12 protein-coding genes are annotated in these 16,459 nt (G+C 71.9%); 9 read left to right on the top strand and 3 right to left on the bottom strand.

The genetic code is table 11. The features are described 5' to 3' along the window. Nucleotides 1-29: 29 nt before the first annotated feature. Nucleotides 30-854 (bottom strand): anti-sigma factor domain-containing protein, encoded by an 825-nt coding sequence (locus AV521_RS06770; protein WP_076084936.1) that lies wholly within the window; start codon nt 852-854, stop codon nt 30-32. Continuing rightward, nucleotides 851-1,393, bottom strand: coding sequence for a sigma-70 family RNA polymerase sigma factor (locus AV521_RS06765; protein WP_023551844.1), 543 nt, complete (start codon nt 1,391-1,393; stop codon nt 851-853). Before AV521_RS06765 ends, AV521_RS06770 begins: the two co-directional genes overlap by 4 nt. Nucleotides 1,394-1,603: 210 nt before the next feature. On the opposite strand from AV521_RS06765, the gene AV521_RS06760 reads away from it, so the two are divergent. From AV521_RS06760 to AV521_RS06745, 4 genes are all read left to right on the top strand, one after another. Further along, nucleotides 1,604-3,160, top strand: coding sequence for a DUF4331 domain-containing protein (locus tag AV521_RS06760; protein ID WP_076084933.1), 1,557 nt, complete (start codon nt 1,604-1,606; stop codon nt 3,158-3,160). 237 nt (nt 3,161-3,397) lie between these two features. Beyond that, nucleotides 3,398-4,873 (top strand): lipopolysaccharide assembly protein LapB, encoded by a 1,476-nt coding sequence (locus AV521_RS06755; protein ID WP_256725459.1) that lies wholly within the window; start codon nt 3,398-3,400, stop codon nt 4,871-4,873. Next, nucleotides 4,870-6,432: a nickel transporter gene (locus AV521_RS06750; protein ID WP_076084930.1), complete on the top strand. Its 1,563-nt coding sequence runs from the start codon at nt 4,870-4,872 to the stop codon at nt 6,430-6,432. Before AV521_RS06755 ends, AV521_RS06750 begins: the two co-directional genes overlap by 4 nt. A 44-nt stretch (nt 6,433-6,476) precedes the next feature. Further along, complete coding sequence (locus tag AV521_RS06745) at nt 6,477-8,105, top strand: serine/threonine-protein kinase (protein WP_076084927.1); 1,629 nt, start codon at nt 6,477-6,479, stop codon at nt 8,103-8,105. 38 nt (nt 8,106-8,143) lie between these two features. Here the strand turns inward: AV521_RS06745 and AV521_RS06740 are convergent, their stop codons facing one another. Further along, complete coding sequence (locus AV521_RS06740; RefSeq protein ID WP_076084924.1) at nt 8,144-8,950, bottom strand: SGNH/GDSL hydrolase family protein; 807 nt, start codon at nt 8,948-8,950, stop codon at nt 8,144-8,146. A gap of 171 nt (nt 8,951-9,121) precedes the next feature. Here AV521_RS06740 and AV521_RS06735 point away from each other — a divergent pair, with 171 nt between their 5' ends. The 5 genes from AV521_RS06735 to AV521_RS06715 all read left to right on the top strand — a co-directional run bounded on the left by AV521_RS06735 (nt 9,122) and on the right by AV521_RS06715 (nt 16,454). Continuing rightward, on the top strand, nt 9,122-9,565 hold the full coding sequence (locus AV521_RS06735) for a hypothetical protein (protein ID WP_256725458.1): 444 nt from the start codon (nt 9,122-9,124) through the stop codon (nt 9,563-9,565). Nucleotides 9,566-10,003: 438 nt separating this feature from the next. Then, the gene (locus AV521_RS06730) at nt 10,004-10,828 is read left to right on the top strand and encodes a glycosyltransferase family 2 protein (RefSeq protein ID WP_076084918.1); all 825 of its coding nucleotides are present in this window, start codon (nt 10,004-10,006) and stop codon (nt 10,826-10,828) included. Further along, nucleotides 10,825-11,844, top strand: coding sequence for a glycosyltransferase family 2 protein (locus AV521_RS06725; RefSeq protein ID WP_076084916.1), 1,020 nt, complete (start codon nt 10,825-10,827; stop codon nt 11,842-11,844). Before AV521_RS06730 ends, AV521_RS06725 begins: the two co-directional genes overlap by 4 nt. Beyond that, complete coding sequence (locus AV521_RS06720) at nt 11,837-12,637, top strand: polysaccharide deacetylase family protein (protein ID WP_076084914.1); 801 nt, start codon at nt 11,837-11,839, stop codon at nt 12,635-12,637. Before AV521_RS06725 ends, AV521_RS06720 begins: the two co-directional genes overlap by 8 nt. Continuing rightward, nucleotides 12,630-16,454, top strand: a complete 3,825-nt coding sequence (locus AV521_RS06715; protein ID WP_076084912.1) for a lipopolysaccharide biosynthesis protein — start codon at nt 12,630-12,632, stop codon at nt 16,452-16,454. Before AV521_RS06720 ends, AV521_RS06715 begins: the two co-directional genes overlap by 8 nt. Nucleotides 16,455-16,459: the final 5 nt, after the last annotated feature.

Raw genomic sequence — 16,459 nt, 5'->3', positions numbered from 1 at the left:
CCATAAGGCTGTTGACCGTCCCACTTTGACTACTCTCCGAATCCGACCGATTTCAGGGTGAGTTGGACAATGGGCTGGCCGGTGGGCTGCGCTGAGCCGCCATCAGGCTCGACGGTTACGGCGAGTGACGTCGAGGAGGAGTCCAGACCCTTCGCGACCAAGGGCGTGTCGCCCGCGAAGAGCCCGAGGGAGCGCGGTTGCACGCGGGGGCGCATGAGCCAGAGCTGGCGGACGCGGCCGTCGGGCGGGGTGCCGTATCCGCTGAGGGTGACGACGGCTTCCCGCTGCGAGGCGGAAGCGATCACTCCGATACCGCGGCCCCGCGCGTCCTCGCTGGTGACGGTGCGGGCGTCGGGCGCGGCCAGAACGTGGGCGATCTCACGTGCCCGGGACCGCTCGGCGTCGAGCCGGTCCTGGGTGCGGTGCGCCTGGACGGCGAAGAGGGAGGCGACGACGAGGGCCGCCGCCGCGGTGGCCGTGGCGAACGGCACGAAGAGCGGGCGCGTGCGGGGCGTACGGGTGCGTCGCGGCGGGGGCTGGGTGCCCCAGACGTGCGGCGGCAGCTGGGGCGTGCGCTCCCGGGCCGGCGTCCGGTCCGGGGCCTGGTCCTGCGCGGTGGTGCGCACGGCGGCCAGCACCCGCTCGCGCAGGGCGGCGGGCGGCGGGGCCGCCGTGGACCAGGCGAGGCGCACGGCGTCCTCGGCCAGCTCCCGCACCTCGGCGGCACAGCGGTCGCAGCCCCGCAGATGTTTCTCGAAGCGGCGCCGCTCGTCCGGTTCGAGGGCGTCGAGCGCGTAGGGCGCGGCGAGGGAGTGCGGGTCCTCGCGGCGCAGCAGCCTGCCCAGGATGCTCATGCCGCTCCTCCCAGGCACTCGCGCAGCCGGGTGAGTCCGTCGCGCATCCGTGTCTTGACCGTGCCCAGCGGCAGCGCGAGCCGCTCCGCCACCTCACGGTAGGTGTAGCCGTCGTAGTAGGCGAGGGTCACGGACTGGCGTTGCAGGGCCGTGAGCCGGTGCAGACAGCGGCGCACCCATTCGCGTTCCAGACCGGCCTCGACCTCCTCGGCGACCTGGTCGAAGGCGGGCTCCCCGGCGCGCAGGGCCTCCCGCTGCTCGCGTTCGCCGGCCGCGCGGGCGCTGCGCACCCGGTCCACGGCACGGCGGTGGGCGAGGGTGAGGATCCAGGACAGCGCGCTGCCCCGGCCGGGGTCGAACCGGGCGGCCGAACGCCACATCTCCAGCAGCACCTCCTGGGCGACCTCCTCGGACTGGGCGGGGTCGCGCACCACCCGCCGGACGAGCCCGTACACCGGCCCGGACACCAGTGCGTACAGGTCCTCGAACGCTCTCTGGTCGCCGCCCGCGACGAGCACCAGCAGCTCGTCCGCCTGCATGCGGGCCCCCTCTCCGTGGCCGCATCCGGCCCCTCCGCGCACTCCACGCATCCGCACGAACGCACACCTCCGGCCGGTGATACGGATCAGCGGGCCGAAAACGCGGGTCGGGACATGTCCAAAAGTTTTTCTCCGGCCGACCAATCCGAGCGGCCGGCCGGCTCCGAAGACCCGTCCGTCAGAGGCAAGTCGGCACTGAGGACGGACGGCATGACACCTCTCTTCTCCAGGGGTCCCTTCTCCGGGCGCGGCCCGGGACGCACCGGCCTGGTCACGCTCATCTGCGGGGCGGTGGCCGCCGGAGCGCTCACCGCCGCCGGCGTCACCGCGCTGGCACCCCAGGCGGCCTCCGCCTCCTCCCACCGGGAGGCCCCGCTGATCTCGGGGACGCCGCAGTACGACAACACCGACCTGTACGCGTTCGCCAGCCCGGACAAGCCCGACACGACGACGATCGTGGCCAACTGGATCCCGTTCGAGGAACCGGCGGGCGGACCGAACTTCTACACGTTCGCCGACGACGCCCAGTACGACATCCACATCGACAGCAACGGTGACGCGCAGGACGACCTGTTGTTCCGCTACACCTTCAAGACGCACACGAGGAACGGCAACACGTTCCTGTACAACACGGGCGTCGTGAAGAGCCTCGACGACCCCAACCTCAACATCACGCAGACGTACGACATCGATCTGATCCGGCTGAAGCACGGGCGCGAGGTGTACAGGACCAGGGTCGCGGACAAGGTGCCGGTCGCGCCGTCGGACGTCGGCAAGGCGTCCATGCCGGACTACGGCAAGCTGCGCGCGCAGGCCTTGTACAAGACGGCGGGCGGCGCCACGACCTTCGCCGGGCAGGCGGCCGACCCGTTCTTCGCCGACCTGCGCGTCTTCGACCTGCTGTACGGCGGCAACCTCAGCGAGGTCGGCAACGACACCCTCAAGGGCTACAACGTCAACACCATCGCCCTCCAGGTGCCCAACGACCTGATCCGCGAGTCGTCGAAGCAGCCGGTCGTCGGCATCTGGTCCACCACCCAGCGCCGCAACGCCCAGGGCTACTACACCCAGGTCTCGCGGCTGGGCAACCCGCTGGTCAACGAGGTCGTGAACCCGCAGAAGGACAAGGACAAGTTCAACGCGTCCCAACCCGCCTACGACGCCCAGTTCCTGAAGAACGTCACCAACCCCGAGCTGCCCAAGCTCATCGAGTCGATCTACAAGATCAAGGCGCCCAGTGAGCCCCGCAACGACCTGGTCGACGTGTTCCTGAAGGGCGTGAAGGGCCTCAACCAGCCGCCGAACGTGCGTCCTTCGGAGGAACTGCGCCTGAACACCTCGATCAAGCCGAGCATGCATCCCAAGCGGCTCGGCGTCCTGGACGGGGACAAAGCGGGCTTCCCGAACGGCCGTCGTCTCACCGACGACGTGGTGGACGAGGCGCTCCAGGTGATGGAGGGCGCACTGGTCGGCCAGAAGACCGGCCTGAGCGACGGGGTCGACAAGGCCGACGGGACCTTCGAGAAGTCCTTCCCGTACGTCGCCGAACCCGACTCCGGTTCGCACGGCCCGCTCGCCAAGGGCACGACCGCGGGCACGGACGTGCGCAGCCAGCTCGGTGACGCCCTCCAGCCGGCCGGCTCCGGCTCGGGCGGTTCCGGCAACACGGTGCTGATCGCCGCGTCGGCGGCCTCGGGCGCGGCCGGGATCCTGCTGCTCGGCACCGCCGTGGGCTGGTGGCGCCGCCGCATCCGCCGCCCGTACTAGAGCCAGTCCGACGATTCCCGTCCGCCCGGAGGGCGGGCCCCGCGGCGATGGGGGCTCCCCGCGCGAGCGAAGCCGAGCGTGGGGGAGCGCGTGCCAGGCGTCGCGGGACAGACGCGAATCGTCGGACAGGCCCCAACCCCGCCCCCACCCCAGACCGGCGCGGCCCGTACCTTCCCCTCCCCCACGGCGGGCCGCGCCTTCCCCTTCCGACCAGTAGCAGGCGACCGAGGAGAGGCCATGTCTCCGCGTACGAACGACGACGAGGCGGACGAGCGGCAGGTGCACCCGGAGCATGACGGGACGGCACCGCCGACCGGGACGGCGCCGGGCTCTGAAGGACCCTGCGCCTCCGACACTCGCGTGGCCGCCTTCCGGCGGTTCGCCGCCGCGGGGCGGCGCTGGCGGGCCGGGCGACTCGCCGGGTGTGCGGCCCTGTTGGCCGTCGCGCTGACCGGTGGGGCGATCGCCGTCGGTGCGAGTCGGGCGCCGGACCAGGTTCCGGTCGCCTCCAGTGCCGTGGACCCCGGTGTGCTGGGCGGCGGCAACCTGGACGCCTCGGTCGCCGCGCTCCAGGCGCATCTGCGCACCCAGCCCAACGACTCCGGCAGCTGGGCCACCCTGGGCCTGGCCTACGTCGAGCAGGCGCGGACCAACGGCGACCCCGGCCGCTACCCGCAGGCGGAGCAGGCGCTGAAGCGGTCCCTGTCGCTGGCCCCGGACAGCGACCAGGCGCTGGCCGGCCGCGCCGCCCTCGCCGCCGCCCGGCACGACTTCACCGGCGCCCTGACCTACGCGGACGCGGCGCTGCGGCAGAACCCGTACAGCGAGCGCGCCCTGTCCTCCCGTATCGACGCCCTGGTCGAACTCGGCCGGTACGCCGAGGCGGCCAAGGCCGCCGAGACCGCCGACGCCCGCAAGCCGGGCGTACCCGTTTTCACGCGGTACGCGTACGTGCACGAGCTGCGCGGCGACGTGACGACGGCACGCCGGGTCCTGCAGCAGGCCCTGGCGAGTGCGGCTTCGCCGGGCGACATCGCGTACGTGGCCGCCCAGCTCGGCCAACTCGCCTGGAACCAGGGCGACTACAGAACCGCTCTCGCCTCCTACGCCCGTGCCCTCGCCGCCGACGACACCTACCTCCCGGCGCTGGAGGGCCGGGCAAGGGCGCAGGCGGCGAGCGGCGACCGCGCGGCGGCGATCAAGGGGATGGAGACGGTGGTGTCCCGTTATCCGCTGCCCGGCCCACTCGTCGAGCTGGGCGAGCTGTACGAGGCGCGGGGCGCGGCCGGCGACCGGGCCAGGGCACGGCGGCAGTACGCCCTCGTGGACACCTGGATCACTCTGGCCCGCGCCAACGGCGTCAACGCCGACCTCGACACCGCGCTGGCCGCCGCCGACCACGGCGACAAGGGGGCCGCCCTGCGCGCGGCCCGCGCCGAATGGGCCCGGCGGCACACCGTGCACACCGCGGACGCGCTGGCCTGGGCGCTGCACGTCAACGGCCGTGACACGGAGGCCCTGGCATACGCCCGCCGGGCCACCGCCACCGGTTACCGAAACGCCGCCTTCCTGTACCACCGCGGCATGATCGAGCTGGCCACGGGCCACCGGACGGCGGGCCGCGCCTCGCTGACCTCGGCTCTGAAGCTGAACCCGGGCTTCTCCCCCTTGGGCGTCGCCCGGGCCCGTAAGGCGCTGGAGGCCGCGAAGTGAGGCTGCGTCCCGCGTTCGTCCTCGGCGCCGTGTGCGCCCTCGTGCTCCTGCCCGCCACCGGGGCGAGCGCGCATCCCCTCGGCAACTTCACCGTCAACCGGTACGACGGCCTCGTCGCCGCGCCCGGCCGGCTACGGGTCGACCATGTCGAGGACCTGGCCGAGATTCCGGCGACCCAGGCCAAGCCGGACATGGCGCGGCTGGGCACGGCGGAGTGGGCCCGGCAGCGCTGCGCGCAGGCCGCCCGGGGCAGCGAGGCGACCGTGAACGGTCGTAAGGTCCCCCTCACCGTGCGGGACAGCCGGGCCGCCCTGCGCCCCGGGCAGGCGGGTCTCAACACCCTGCGGGTGGAGTGCCGTTGGACGGCGCCGCTTCCCCGGGCCGGCTCGGTCGCCCTCGGCTTTCGCAGCGCGACGAACTGGTCCGGGCCCGGCTGGCGGGAGATCACCGCGCGCGGCGACCGTATGACGCTCACCGCGACGGACGTACCGAGGACGTCGGTCTCGCACGAACTGACCACATATCCGAGGGACTTGCTGTCCTCCCCGGCCGACACCACCGCCGCCTCCGTACGGCTGCGCCCCGGCGGTCCGGCCCTCACCGAGGAGCCGCGGGCGGAACCGGGAGCCGCCGTCCTGCCGCGCGGCGCCGACCGCTGGACCCGTGCGCTGGACGACCTCGTGGCCCGCCATGACCTCACCGTCGGCTTCGCCGCGCTCGCGCTGCTCATCGCGGTCGTGCTCGGCGCGCTGCACGCGCTCGCGCCGGGCCACGGCAAGACCCTGATGGCCGCGGCCGCGGCGGCGCGCGGGGGCCGGGCCCGGCCCCGGGACGTGCTGCCGCTGGCGGCCTCGGTCACGGTGACCCACACCCTCGGCGTGGTCGCTCTGGGCCTGCTCGTCACGGCCGGTTCCGCCGCCACGCCCTCGGTGATCGCCTGGCTGGGCATCGCCGGCGGCGCACTGGTCCTCGCGACCGGCGCCGGCCTCGTACGAAGGGTGTGGTCCGCCCGCCACCATCACCCCGTTCACCATGGCGAGCACACCCATGGCGAGCACACCCATGGTGAACACGACCATGGCGAGCACACCCATGGTGAACACGACCATGGCGAGCACACCCATGGTGAACACGACCATGGTGGGCACACCCATGGCGAGCACCACGGTGGCGCACACACCCATGGCGGTCACACCCACACCCACCCCGCCGCCCCCACCCTCCGCGGCACGATCCTGCTCGGGTTCGCCGGTGGGCTCGTGCCCAGTCCGTCCGCCGTGGTCGTCCTCGTCGGTGCCGCCGCGCTCGGGAAGGCCTGGTTCGGGCTGCTGCTCGTCGTGGCCTACGGTGCCGGGCTCGCGCTGACGCTCACGGCGGCCGGGTTCGCCGTGGTCCGGCTGGGCTCGGGGGTGACCCGGGTGCTGGAGCGGCGTCCGCGCTGGACCGCCCATCCGGTGGCCACGCTGGTACGCCGGTCGGTGCCGCTCGTGTCCGCGCTGGTCGTCATGGCCCTGGGTGCCGGATTGGTGCTCAGGGGGGCCGTATCCGCGCTGGGCTGAGCTACTTTTGTGGAGAAATCACGTGACATGCCTTGGGGGCGCCCGTGTCCGAAGAGCCGGGCCGTGAACGTGTGATCGCGGGCCGCTACCGTCTGCTGTCCGCGCTGGGTGAGGGCGGCATGGGCACGGTGTGGCGCGCCCGGGACGAGGTGCTGCACCGCGAAGTGGCCGTCAAGGAGGTGCGGGCCCCTGCCGGGCTGCCAGCCGCCGATGTGGAGCGGATGTACGCACGCCTGGAGCGCGAGGCGTGGGCGGCGGCCCGGGTCTCGAACCGCAATGTGGTCACGGTGTACGACGTGGCGCTGGAGGGCGGCCGGCCGTGGATCGTGATGGAGCTGGTGCGCGGGCTGTCGCTCGCCGACCAGTTGGAGGCGGAGGGTCCGCCGACGCCGCAGCGGGCGGCGCACATCGGTGCCGAGGTGCTGTCCGCGCTGCGTGCCGCGCACGCCGTCGGAGTGCTGCACCGGGACGTGAAGCCGGCCAATGTGCTGCTCGCGAACGACGGCCGGGTGGTGCTGACCGACTTCGGCATCGCCTCGGTCGAGGGCAGCTCCGCGCTGACCATGACCGGCGAGGTGGTCGGCTCCCCCGAATTCCTCGCCCCGGAGCGGGCGTTGGGGCGGACACCGGGGCCGGAGTCCGATCTGTGGTCACTGGGGGTGCTGCTGTACGCGGCGGTGGAGGGCGTCTCGCCGTTCCGGTACGACACCCCGATCAGCACCCTGCGTGCCGTGGTGGACGAGGAGTTGCCGCCACCGCGCCGGGCCGGGCCGCTCGCCCCGGTCATCGAGGGGCTGCTGCGCAAGGACCCCGCCGAGCGGCTGGATGCCGAGCGGGCGGAACACGAGCTGCGGATCGTCGCGGCTGGGGGCGCCCTCTCCGGGGAAGGAACGCCCCGCGCGGCCACGATGCCACTGCCGCCGCCGTACATCGCCCCGACGGCCGTGGACCGGGAGTACGCCACCGCCTACCCCCAACCGCCCTCTCCCACCCCGCCGGCGCTGTCCGGCACGACGACGTCCGCGGCGCCGGGACGACCCCGGCGGGCCGGTGTGGTGCTGGTGGCGGGCCTGCTCGCGGTGTTGCTCGCGCTGGCGGGGCTGACGTACGCGCTGCTGCACCGCGACAACGGCGGCGGCCGGGGGAACGCGGGCGGCGCCTCGGCGAGCGACAGCGCGCACGCGCCGACCGCGCGCGACAGCACCGACTCGAACACCGGGACGCCGTCGGCCGCGAGCACCAGCGCGTCACCGAGCACGCAGCCGGCGCAGTCCGTGCAGGTCACCGTGGCCGGCGCGCACACCACGCACTCCGGGACCTGTCCCCCGCCGGCCGCGCAGACGCCGGCCTTCACGGCGACGTTCACGGTGGGGCGGCTGCCGGCGCGGGTGGAGTACCGCTGGGTGTCGACGCGCGGGTCGGTGTCGGACCCGGGGTGGCGGACGCTGCCCTTCCCGGCCGGCGGAGGCAGGACGCAGAAGGTGCGGGTGACCCTGACGGTGTACTCGGGCAGCGGGACGACCGAGGACCAGATCAGTGTGAAGGTGCGCGGCCCGGTGCGGATGGCGTCGAACTCCGTGCCGTTCTCGGTGAGTTGCTCGCAGACGGCGACGGAGACCCCGACGGGCGGGGCCTCCGCTTCGGCGTCGGGCTCACCGGGGAGTTCACCCTGAGGGCGGGAAAGCTCACCCCGGGGGCGAGCCCGTTCGGGTCACGCGTTGTTCGTGAGCGCCGGCAGATAGCCGCCGGACTGGCCGGCCGCGGTGGGGTGGTACGACTCGCTGATGTCGAGCCAGTTGACGCTGTGCAGCCAGGAGTCTCCGGAGCAGATCTCGTGGCTGGAGAACGCGGAGCGGACGTCACCGAAGACGAACCCGTGGGCCTGGGCGCGCTTCTGGATGGCGGCGTCGATGTAGTCGGCCGCGCCGTTGATCGCGGACCGCTTGGTGTCGGAGAGGCCGAGACAGGTCTGGCCGAGCAGGTAGAAGCGGGGGTAGCCGAGGACGACCACCTCGGCGTCGGGGGCCTTGGCGGTGATCGCGTCGTAGACGGTGTCCAGTTTGCCGGGGAGCGTGGAGTCGACGTACGCCTTGGCGGTGTCGATGCGGGAGAGACAGGCGCTGTCGGACTGGATCACACAGGTCGTCATGACGTCGGAGAAGCCGGCGTCGTTGCCGCCGATGGTGAGGGACACCAGTGAGGTGGAGGAGTTCAGCGAGCCGAGCTGATTGGCCATCACGTCGTCCGTCGTGGCGCCGGAGCAGGCGTCGAAGGCGAACGAGGACGGGCCGTGGGCGGCGTTCCACAGGTACGGGTACGCCTTCGTGCTGCGGTCGCAGCTGCCGCTGGAGCTGATGTAGCTGCCCGAGCCGACTCCGGACGAGTAGGAGTCGCCGAGGGCGACATAACCGCCGGTCGCGGCTGTCGAGGAGGCCTGCGCCGACGCGGCTCCGGTGAGTCCGAGGCCGGCGGCGAGGAGGAGTGAGGTAACGAGTCCGGTAAGTCGGGAACGTCTCATGGAACCTCCCTTTAGCAGGATCTCTGCCGCAACTGTCGTAGCAACTACGCGTGTTGACGGGAAGTGTCCATGCCAAGACTTTTAGGGTCTCAACAGGATCAACCAGAAACATTCACCGTTCATCTATTGCGCGTACATGTCACCTCTGGTGACGGTTCGACAACCGTCGTCTTGACGGCGCCGCTTGGACTGCGCCACATTGAAGCCCGGCATCCGGCGCGTCGGGGGGCAAAGTCGCCAATGCAGACCTTACGCATCAAGACATCTTCATTGCCGCTGCTCGCGGGGGCCGGGACCGCCGTGGCAGCCGTCGGCGCGCTGCTCGCCCTCATCGACTCGGCCTCTCCGCTGCGCGGCCCGTGCACCCTCTTCTTCCTGCTGGCGGCGCCGGCCGTGGCGATCGCCGCGGCACTGCGCGGGCTGGATCCCTTCGGGCGGGCGCTCTGTGCGCTCGCGGGCTCGGTCGTCGTCAACATGCTGGTGACCCAGGGCATGCTCGCGGTCCATCGCTGGTCGGTCCACGGCGGGGTGGTCGCGGTGACCGTGCTGAGTGTGCTGCTTCTGTTTCTGGTGTCACTCCGGGAACAAATTTCCGGAAAACGCGCACAACACTGACTAAGAGCGGCCAAAGTTGTGTAACGGCCAAACCAACAAAAGCGTGAGGCAGCCTTCCAGGGGTTGCCTTTCGGGTTCAATCGTCAATACCGTCATACAACTCACCCGCACCGGCACGTCGGCACACGGCTCCAGGGGAGGGCTCAGGGCCGCGACGTTCACCGGTGCGGGGCGCGGTAGGGGGGTGCCGTGCTCGGTGACCGCAACTGTGACCGAGTCGTGCCGCGCGACCGGCTGCCATTTTTCTCCGGCAGACCGGCCAGCTTTGCCAGCTCATCTGGGGATACGGAGATCAATTCGCCGGAGATCGATTCAGCAGGGATCGAACCATCGGCGATCAATTCGCCGTGCCGAAGATGAGAAACCCCCCTTTCGAACCGGACACAGAGCCGGGCCGCCCGGGGGTGGGCGGTCCACCGGACGAGAGGGAAAAGACTCATGAGTTCCGTTCTGCGACCGCCCAGTTCAGGGCAACAAGATCCGTCGATCGCCGCACACTATCGGCCGATCTCCTCTCACCTGGCGATCACTCCGCCGGTGAGCGTGGTGATTCCCGCCATGAACGAGGCGGAGAATCTTCCGTACGTCTTCAAGACACTTCCGCACTGGATACACGAAGTCGTGCTGGTGGACGGCAATTCCACCGACGACACCGTCGAAGTGGCCCGTTCCCTGTGGCCGGGCGTCAAGGTCGTCGAACAGCACGGCAAGGGCAAAGGGGATGCCCTGATCACCGGGTTCGAGGCCTGCAGCGGCGACATCATCGTCATGGTCGACGCGGACGGCTCGGCCGACGGCGGCGAGATCGTCAGTTACGTCTCCGCGCTGGTCTCCGGCGCAGACTTCGCCAAGGGCTCGCGCTTCGCCAACGGCGGCGGCACCGACGACATGACCTTCATCCGCAAGCTCGGCAACTGGGCGCTGTGCACGGTCGTCAACCGCAAGTTCGGCGCCCGCTACACCGACCTGTGCTATGGCTACAACGCGTTCTGGCGGCACTGCCTGGACAAGATCGACCTCGACTGCACCGGCTTCGAGGTCGAGACGCTGATGAACATCAGAGTGGTCAAGGCCGGTCTGAAGGTCCAGGAGATCCCGAGCCACGAGTACCTCCGCATCCACGGCACCAGCAATCTGCGGGCCGTGCGCGACGGGTTCCGGGTGCTCAAGGTCATCCTCGGGGAGCGCTCCAACCGGCGCGAGCTGCGCCGCCAGGAACAGCACTCGCCGATGCTCGACACGGTCCGGGGAGAGCTGTCTTGACAGATCCCGGCATCTCCGTCGTGATCTGCGTGTACACCGAGGACCGCTGGGAGGACATCCTCGCGGCGGTCTCCTCGGTGCGCGCGCAGTCGTATCCGGCGCTGGAGACGCTCCTGGTTGTGGACCACAACCCGGCCCTGAGGGACCGGCTGGCCCGCGAGTACAAGGAGACCGAGGGCGTCCGTGTGCTGGACAACGCGGGCCCGCGCGGCCTGTCCGCCGGCCGCAACACCGGCATCGCCGCCTCCCACGGCGAGGTCATCGCCTTCCTGGACGACGACGCCGTGGCCGAACGCGACTGGCTGCGCCGCTTCGCCGAGGGGTACGCCGACCCGCGCGTCATGGCGGTCGGCGGCCGCACCGAACCCGTCTGGGCGTCGGGCCGGCGGCCGGCCTGGTTCCCGGAGGAGTTCGACTGGGTGGTCGGCTGCACCTACAAGGGGCTGCCGCCGGGCCGGGTCCGGGTCCGCAATGTGCTCGGAGGAAACGCTTCCTTCCGGCGTACGGCGTTCGACGCGGCGGGCGGCTTCGCCACCGGCATCGGCCGCGACGGCGACCGCCGTCCGCTGGGGTGCGAGGAGACGGAGCTGTGCATCCGGCTCACCCGGGCCCGCCCCGACGCCGTCCTGCTCATCGACGACCGCGCGGTCATCCACCACCGGGTGCCCGCACCCCGCGAGCACTTCGCCTACTTCCGCACCCGCACCTACGCCGAGGGCCTGTCCAAGGCGCTGGTCGCCCGCAGCGTGGGCGCCGGCGAGGGGCTGCAGTCCGAACGCCGGTACACCACAAGGGTGTTGCCCGCAGGGGTCGCCCGTGGCCTGCGGGACGCCCTGCTGGCCCGGCCGGGCGGCGCGGGCCGCGCGGGCGCGATCGTCGCCGGTGTCCTCACCGCGGCGGGCGGCTATGCGGTGGGAAGCGTGCGGGCGCGGCGCAGTGGTACGTCGTTCTCGTCGGCGCCGATCCCGGAGAGCCCCGAGGCCCGCACCGGTTCCGAAGGGGGCACCCATGAGTGACACTCCCGTCCCCATCCTCATGTACCACTCCGTGGCGACCGCGCCCAACGACGCCACCCGCGCCCTGTCGGTCGCGCCGGAGGCGTTCGCGGAGCAGATGGCGCTCATCGGTGACCTGGGCCTGACCCCGGTCACCACCGCCGACCTCGCGGACCGCTGGCGCACCGGCGCCCCGCTGCCCGCCCGGCCGGTGCTGATCACCTTCGACGACGGCTACGAGGGCGTGCACCGGCACGCGCTGCCCGTGCTCGCCAAGCACGGCTTCCCCGCCACGCTGTTCGTCTCCACCGGCTGGATCAGGGGCGCGTACGACACCGGAGGCGGCCTGGACACCATGCTCGACTGGCGGCAGGTGCGCGAACTGGCCGCCGCCGGCGTCGAGATCGGCGGACACAGCCATACCCACCCGCAGCTCGACCAGCTCGACGACGACGCCCTGCGCACGGAGCTGACCCGCTGCACGGAGATCGTCACGGACGAACTCGGCGGCCGCCCGGTGTCGTTCGCCTATCCCTACGGCTACTCCAGCCGCAGGGTCCGCCAGGCCGTGCGCGCGGACGGCTACGCCCAGGCGCTCGCCGTCGGCAACGCGCTCGCCCGCCGCCGCCAGGGGCCGTACGCGCTCGAACGGGTCACGGTGCGGCGCGCCACGGGTGCCGAGGAGTTCGAGCGGCTGCTGCAGGGCCGTGCCGTCACCCGCGCCTTCGCCAGGGACCGTGCCCTCACCAAGGGGTACGCCCTCGTCCGCAGAGCCCGCCAGGTCCGCCGGAAGGCCATCCGTTCCCGTGTCTGACACGACCACAACAACCGAGGCCGCGACGCCCGACGCCGAGGCGCCCGAGAAGTCCGGGCGGCGCCTCCGGCTGCCCGGCACGGGCCGGTCCGCCGACGGCAGCCCGCTGTTCCGCAACGCCTATGCGCTGATGCTCAACACGGGTATCAGCGCCGTCCTCGGGCTCGGCTTCTGGCTGGCCGCGGCGCGCTACTACTCCGAGTCGGCGGTCGGGCAGGGCTCGGCCGCCATCGCCGCGATGAAGTTCCTCGCCGGGCTGACCGCGGTGACCCTGACCGGTGCCCTGGCCCGCTTCATCCCGGTGTCCGGGAAACGCACCGGCACGCTCATCTTCCGTACCTACGCGGGCAGTTCCCTGGTCGTTGCGCTCGCGGCGGGCGGCTTCCTGCTCACCCTGGACACCTGGGGGCCGTCGTACCGGTTCCTGCACGGCACGGTCAACGGGCTCGGCTTCATCGTGGCCGTCGTCGCCTGGAACCTGCTCACCCTGCAGGACGGGGTGCTGACCGGGCTGCGCAGCGCGACCTGGGTGCCGGTGGGCAACACCGTGTTCTCGGCCGTGAAGCTGGCCCTGCTCGTCGCGCTCGCCGTCGCCATCCCGACCGCCGGTGTCTTCGTCTCCTGGGTGGCCGCCATCGCCACCTCGGTGGTGCCGCTGGGCTGGCTGGTGTTCCGGCGGCTGGTGCCCCGGCACATCAAGGCGACCGAGGGCCGCGCCCAGCCGCCCACGCTGAAGCAGGTCGGCCGGTTCCTGGCCGGGGACTACACCGGCTCGCTGTTCTCGCTCGCCGTGATCTACCTCGTGCCGGTGCTCGTCGCCTCGCAGGTCAGCTCCGCCGAGAACGCCTACTTCTACATCGCCACCACCATCGGCGGTACGACCGACCTGCTCGCCATCAACATGGGCGCGTCCCTCACCGTCGAGGGCTCGCACGACCCGGACCGCCTGGCCGCCAACACCCGTGCCGCGCTGCGGCGGATGGCCCGGATCATGCTTCCGATCGCGGCCCTGCTGATCACCGGCGCGCCCTGGATCCTCGGCGTGTTCGGCGCGGGCTACGCGTCCGCCGCGACCCCGCTGCTGCGCTGGCTCGCGGTCGGCTCGATGCTGCGGGTCGTCATCGAGACGTACTTCGCGGTGCTGCGGGCCCGCAGCCGCACCGCCGGACTCGCCCTGTTCCAGGGCCTGTTGTGTGTGCTGACGCTGGGTCTGACCCTGCTGCTCCTGCCCCGGATGGGGCTGACCGGCGCGGGCATCGCCGAGGCCGGCAGCCTCGCGGTGATCGCGGCGATCGCCGCGCCGCGGCTGTGGAAGACGATCCGAACCGCCTCCGACGCCGTGCCCGACACGGCCGCGGCCGACGGGGACCTCGCCGACCTGGGGGCGCCCGAGATCCCGTCCCCTCCCTCGGCCCACCGGCACAGCCCGGCCTGGGCGCTGGACACCGACACACTGGCCCTCGGCATCCATGTCGACTTCGACCATGTGGAGCGCCGCCCGGACGTCCGCCCGGGCCCGGGCACCCCACCCGCCGGTACACCGGCGCCCCCTCCGGTGCTTCGGGCCGGGCTCCCGGTGGGGCTTCCGGTGGAGGAGAGAGAGCCCGGCAGCGAGACCTCGCTGGGCCCGGCCGAGGCCCGACTGCTGCGCGAGGCCGAGGCGGCGGAGGTCGACGCGCCGTTCACGACGGAGGAGCTGGACGCGTCCCTGGCCAAGCGCGACGCACTCTCGCCCGAGCCCGCCGTACCTGACGAAGCCGGGCCCGAGGAACCAGCGGCACCCGTATCCCCCCACCGGCGGCTGCTGCCCACCCGCTCCGGAGTCGTCCTCGGCTGCCTGCTGATCGCCGCACTGCTGCTGTACTGGGTGCCCGCGCTGCGGCTCGGCGAGGCCGATCTGGACCGGATGGGCGGCCTCGGGCTGATCTCGGTGCTGCCGCTGCCCACCCTCGTCGGAGCGGGGCTGCTGGTCGCCGCCTTCACCGCGCTGCTCTGGCTGCGCCGTGAGCACCGGGCGCTGCTGCTGCTCACCCTGCTGGCGACGGTCGTGTCACTGCACGCGCTGCCCGCCGTGATCGAGACCCAGCCACGGTTCCCGACGGCCTGGCAGCATCTCGGCTTCATCGACTACATCGACCGCACCGGCTCCGCCGTACCGGGCCTGGACGCCCGCTGGAGCTGGCCGGGCTTCTTCGCGGTGGCCGCGTTCGTCGGCCGGGCCTGCGGGGTCACCGACTTCACCGAGGTCATCCGCTGGTGGCCGACGGCGATCCAACTCGCCTATCTGGCACCGATGTTCCTGCTCACCCGGTCGATGCGGGCGAGCTGGCGGGCGAAGTGGACCGGCGTCTGGCTCTTCGTGCTGTGCGGCTGGGTCGGCCAGGACTACTTCTCGCCGCAGGGCTTCACCTATCTGCTGTATCTGATGTTCGTGGCGATCCTGCTGGTCTGGTTCCGCCCGCCGCGCGTGATCTGGACGAAGTTCCGTCCGGGCGAGGCGGAGGTGGAGCCGACGGACCGGCGCCAGCGTGCGGTCCTGCTCCTGGTGCTGATCGGCCTGTACGTGGCGAGCGTGCCCGCGCACCAGCTCACCCCGTTCATCATGCTCGGCGTGCTCGCGGCCCTGGTCCTGTTCGGCCGGTCCGAACTGCGCGGGCTGCCGTTGCTCTGCGCGGTGCTGGTCGCGGTGTGGGTGGGCTTCATGGCCGAGCCGTACTGGTCCGGGCACTTCAACGACCTGTTCGGCGGGGTCGGCGGGGTCGGCAGCAATGTCTCCACCTCCGTCTCCGGCCGTATCCAGGGCGGCAGTTCCACGCACAAACTGGTGCTGTACACCCGGGTGCTGCTGGCCGGCTCGGTGCTGGCGTTCGCCTGCTGGGGCTGGTGGCGGCGCCGCTTCCACCGCTACCGCGAACGCTCCCTGCTGGTGCTGACCTTCGTGCCGTTCCTGGGCTTCGGCATGCAGTCGTACGGCGGTGAGATGGCGCTGCGCGTCTTCATGTTCGCGGTGCCGGGCGCGACTCTGCTCGGCGCCCTCGCCCTCTTCCCGCGCACCGGCGTCACGGCGAAGGAGCGCGAGAAGGACCGGGTGAGCCTCGCTCCGCTGGCCGCGCTGCTGGCCGGGCTGCTGCTGATGGGCGGCTTCCTGGTGGCCCGCTGGGGCAACGAGCCGTTCGAGCGCACCCGGCCCGGCGAGGTCGCCGCCATGAACTGGGTGTACGCCCATGACAAGCCGACGGTACGGCTGCTGTGGCTGACCCAGGACACGGTCAACGACGTGACCCCGGCGATGCCGTGGGGGTCGAAGGACATGGAGCGCGTGTCCTATGTGCCCACTCTGGCCCCGACCGACCCGGTGCTGGTGTCGGGCCTGGTCAAGGCGCTGAAGGACGCGGGCCCGCACTCGTATCTGATGATCAACCGGAGTCAGGTGACCTACCTGCAGCTGGACGCGGGCTACTCCGCGACCTGGGAGCCCCGGCTGATCGAGCACCTGGACAACCGGCAGGAGCTGACGAAGGTCCTGGTCAACGACGACGTCACGGTGTTCGCGCTGCGCAGGCAGCCGGCGGGCGCGGTGCCGAAGCCGCATCCGGGGCCGATCGGGCCGCAGGTGACGTGGACGCCCTGGTCGGTGGTCGGCGCGCTGTCCGCCGTGCTTCTGGTCCTGCTGCTGGCCGCGCGGGAGGTGGTCCGGGTCGCGGCGCGGCCGGGGGTGCGCCAACTGCGGCTGCTGCAGGGCATGTTCTGGTTCTCGCTGCCGCTGCTGGCGGTGGTGCTGGCCTCGCTGGTGCAGCGGTTCCTGACCCTGAAGTGATGACG

Source organism: Streptomyces sp. IMTB 2501 (genome assembly GCF_001953885.1).
Lineage (GTDB): Bacteria > Actinomycetota > Actinomycetes > Streptomycetales > Streptomycetaceae > Streptomyces.
This window is presented reverse-complemented; position numbering and strand designations above follow the sequence as displayed.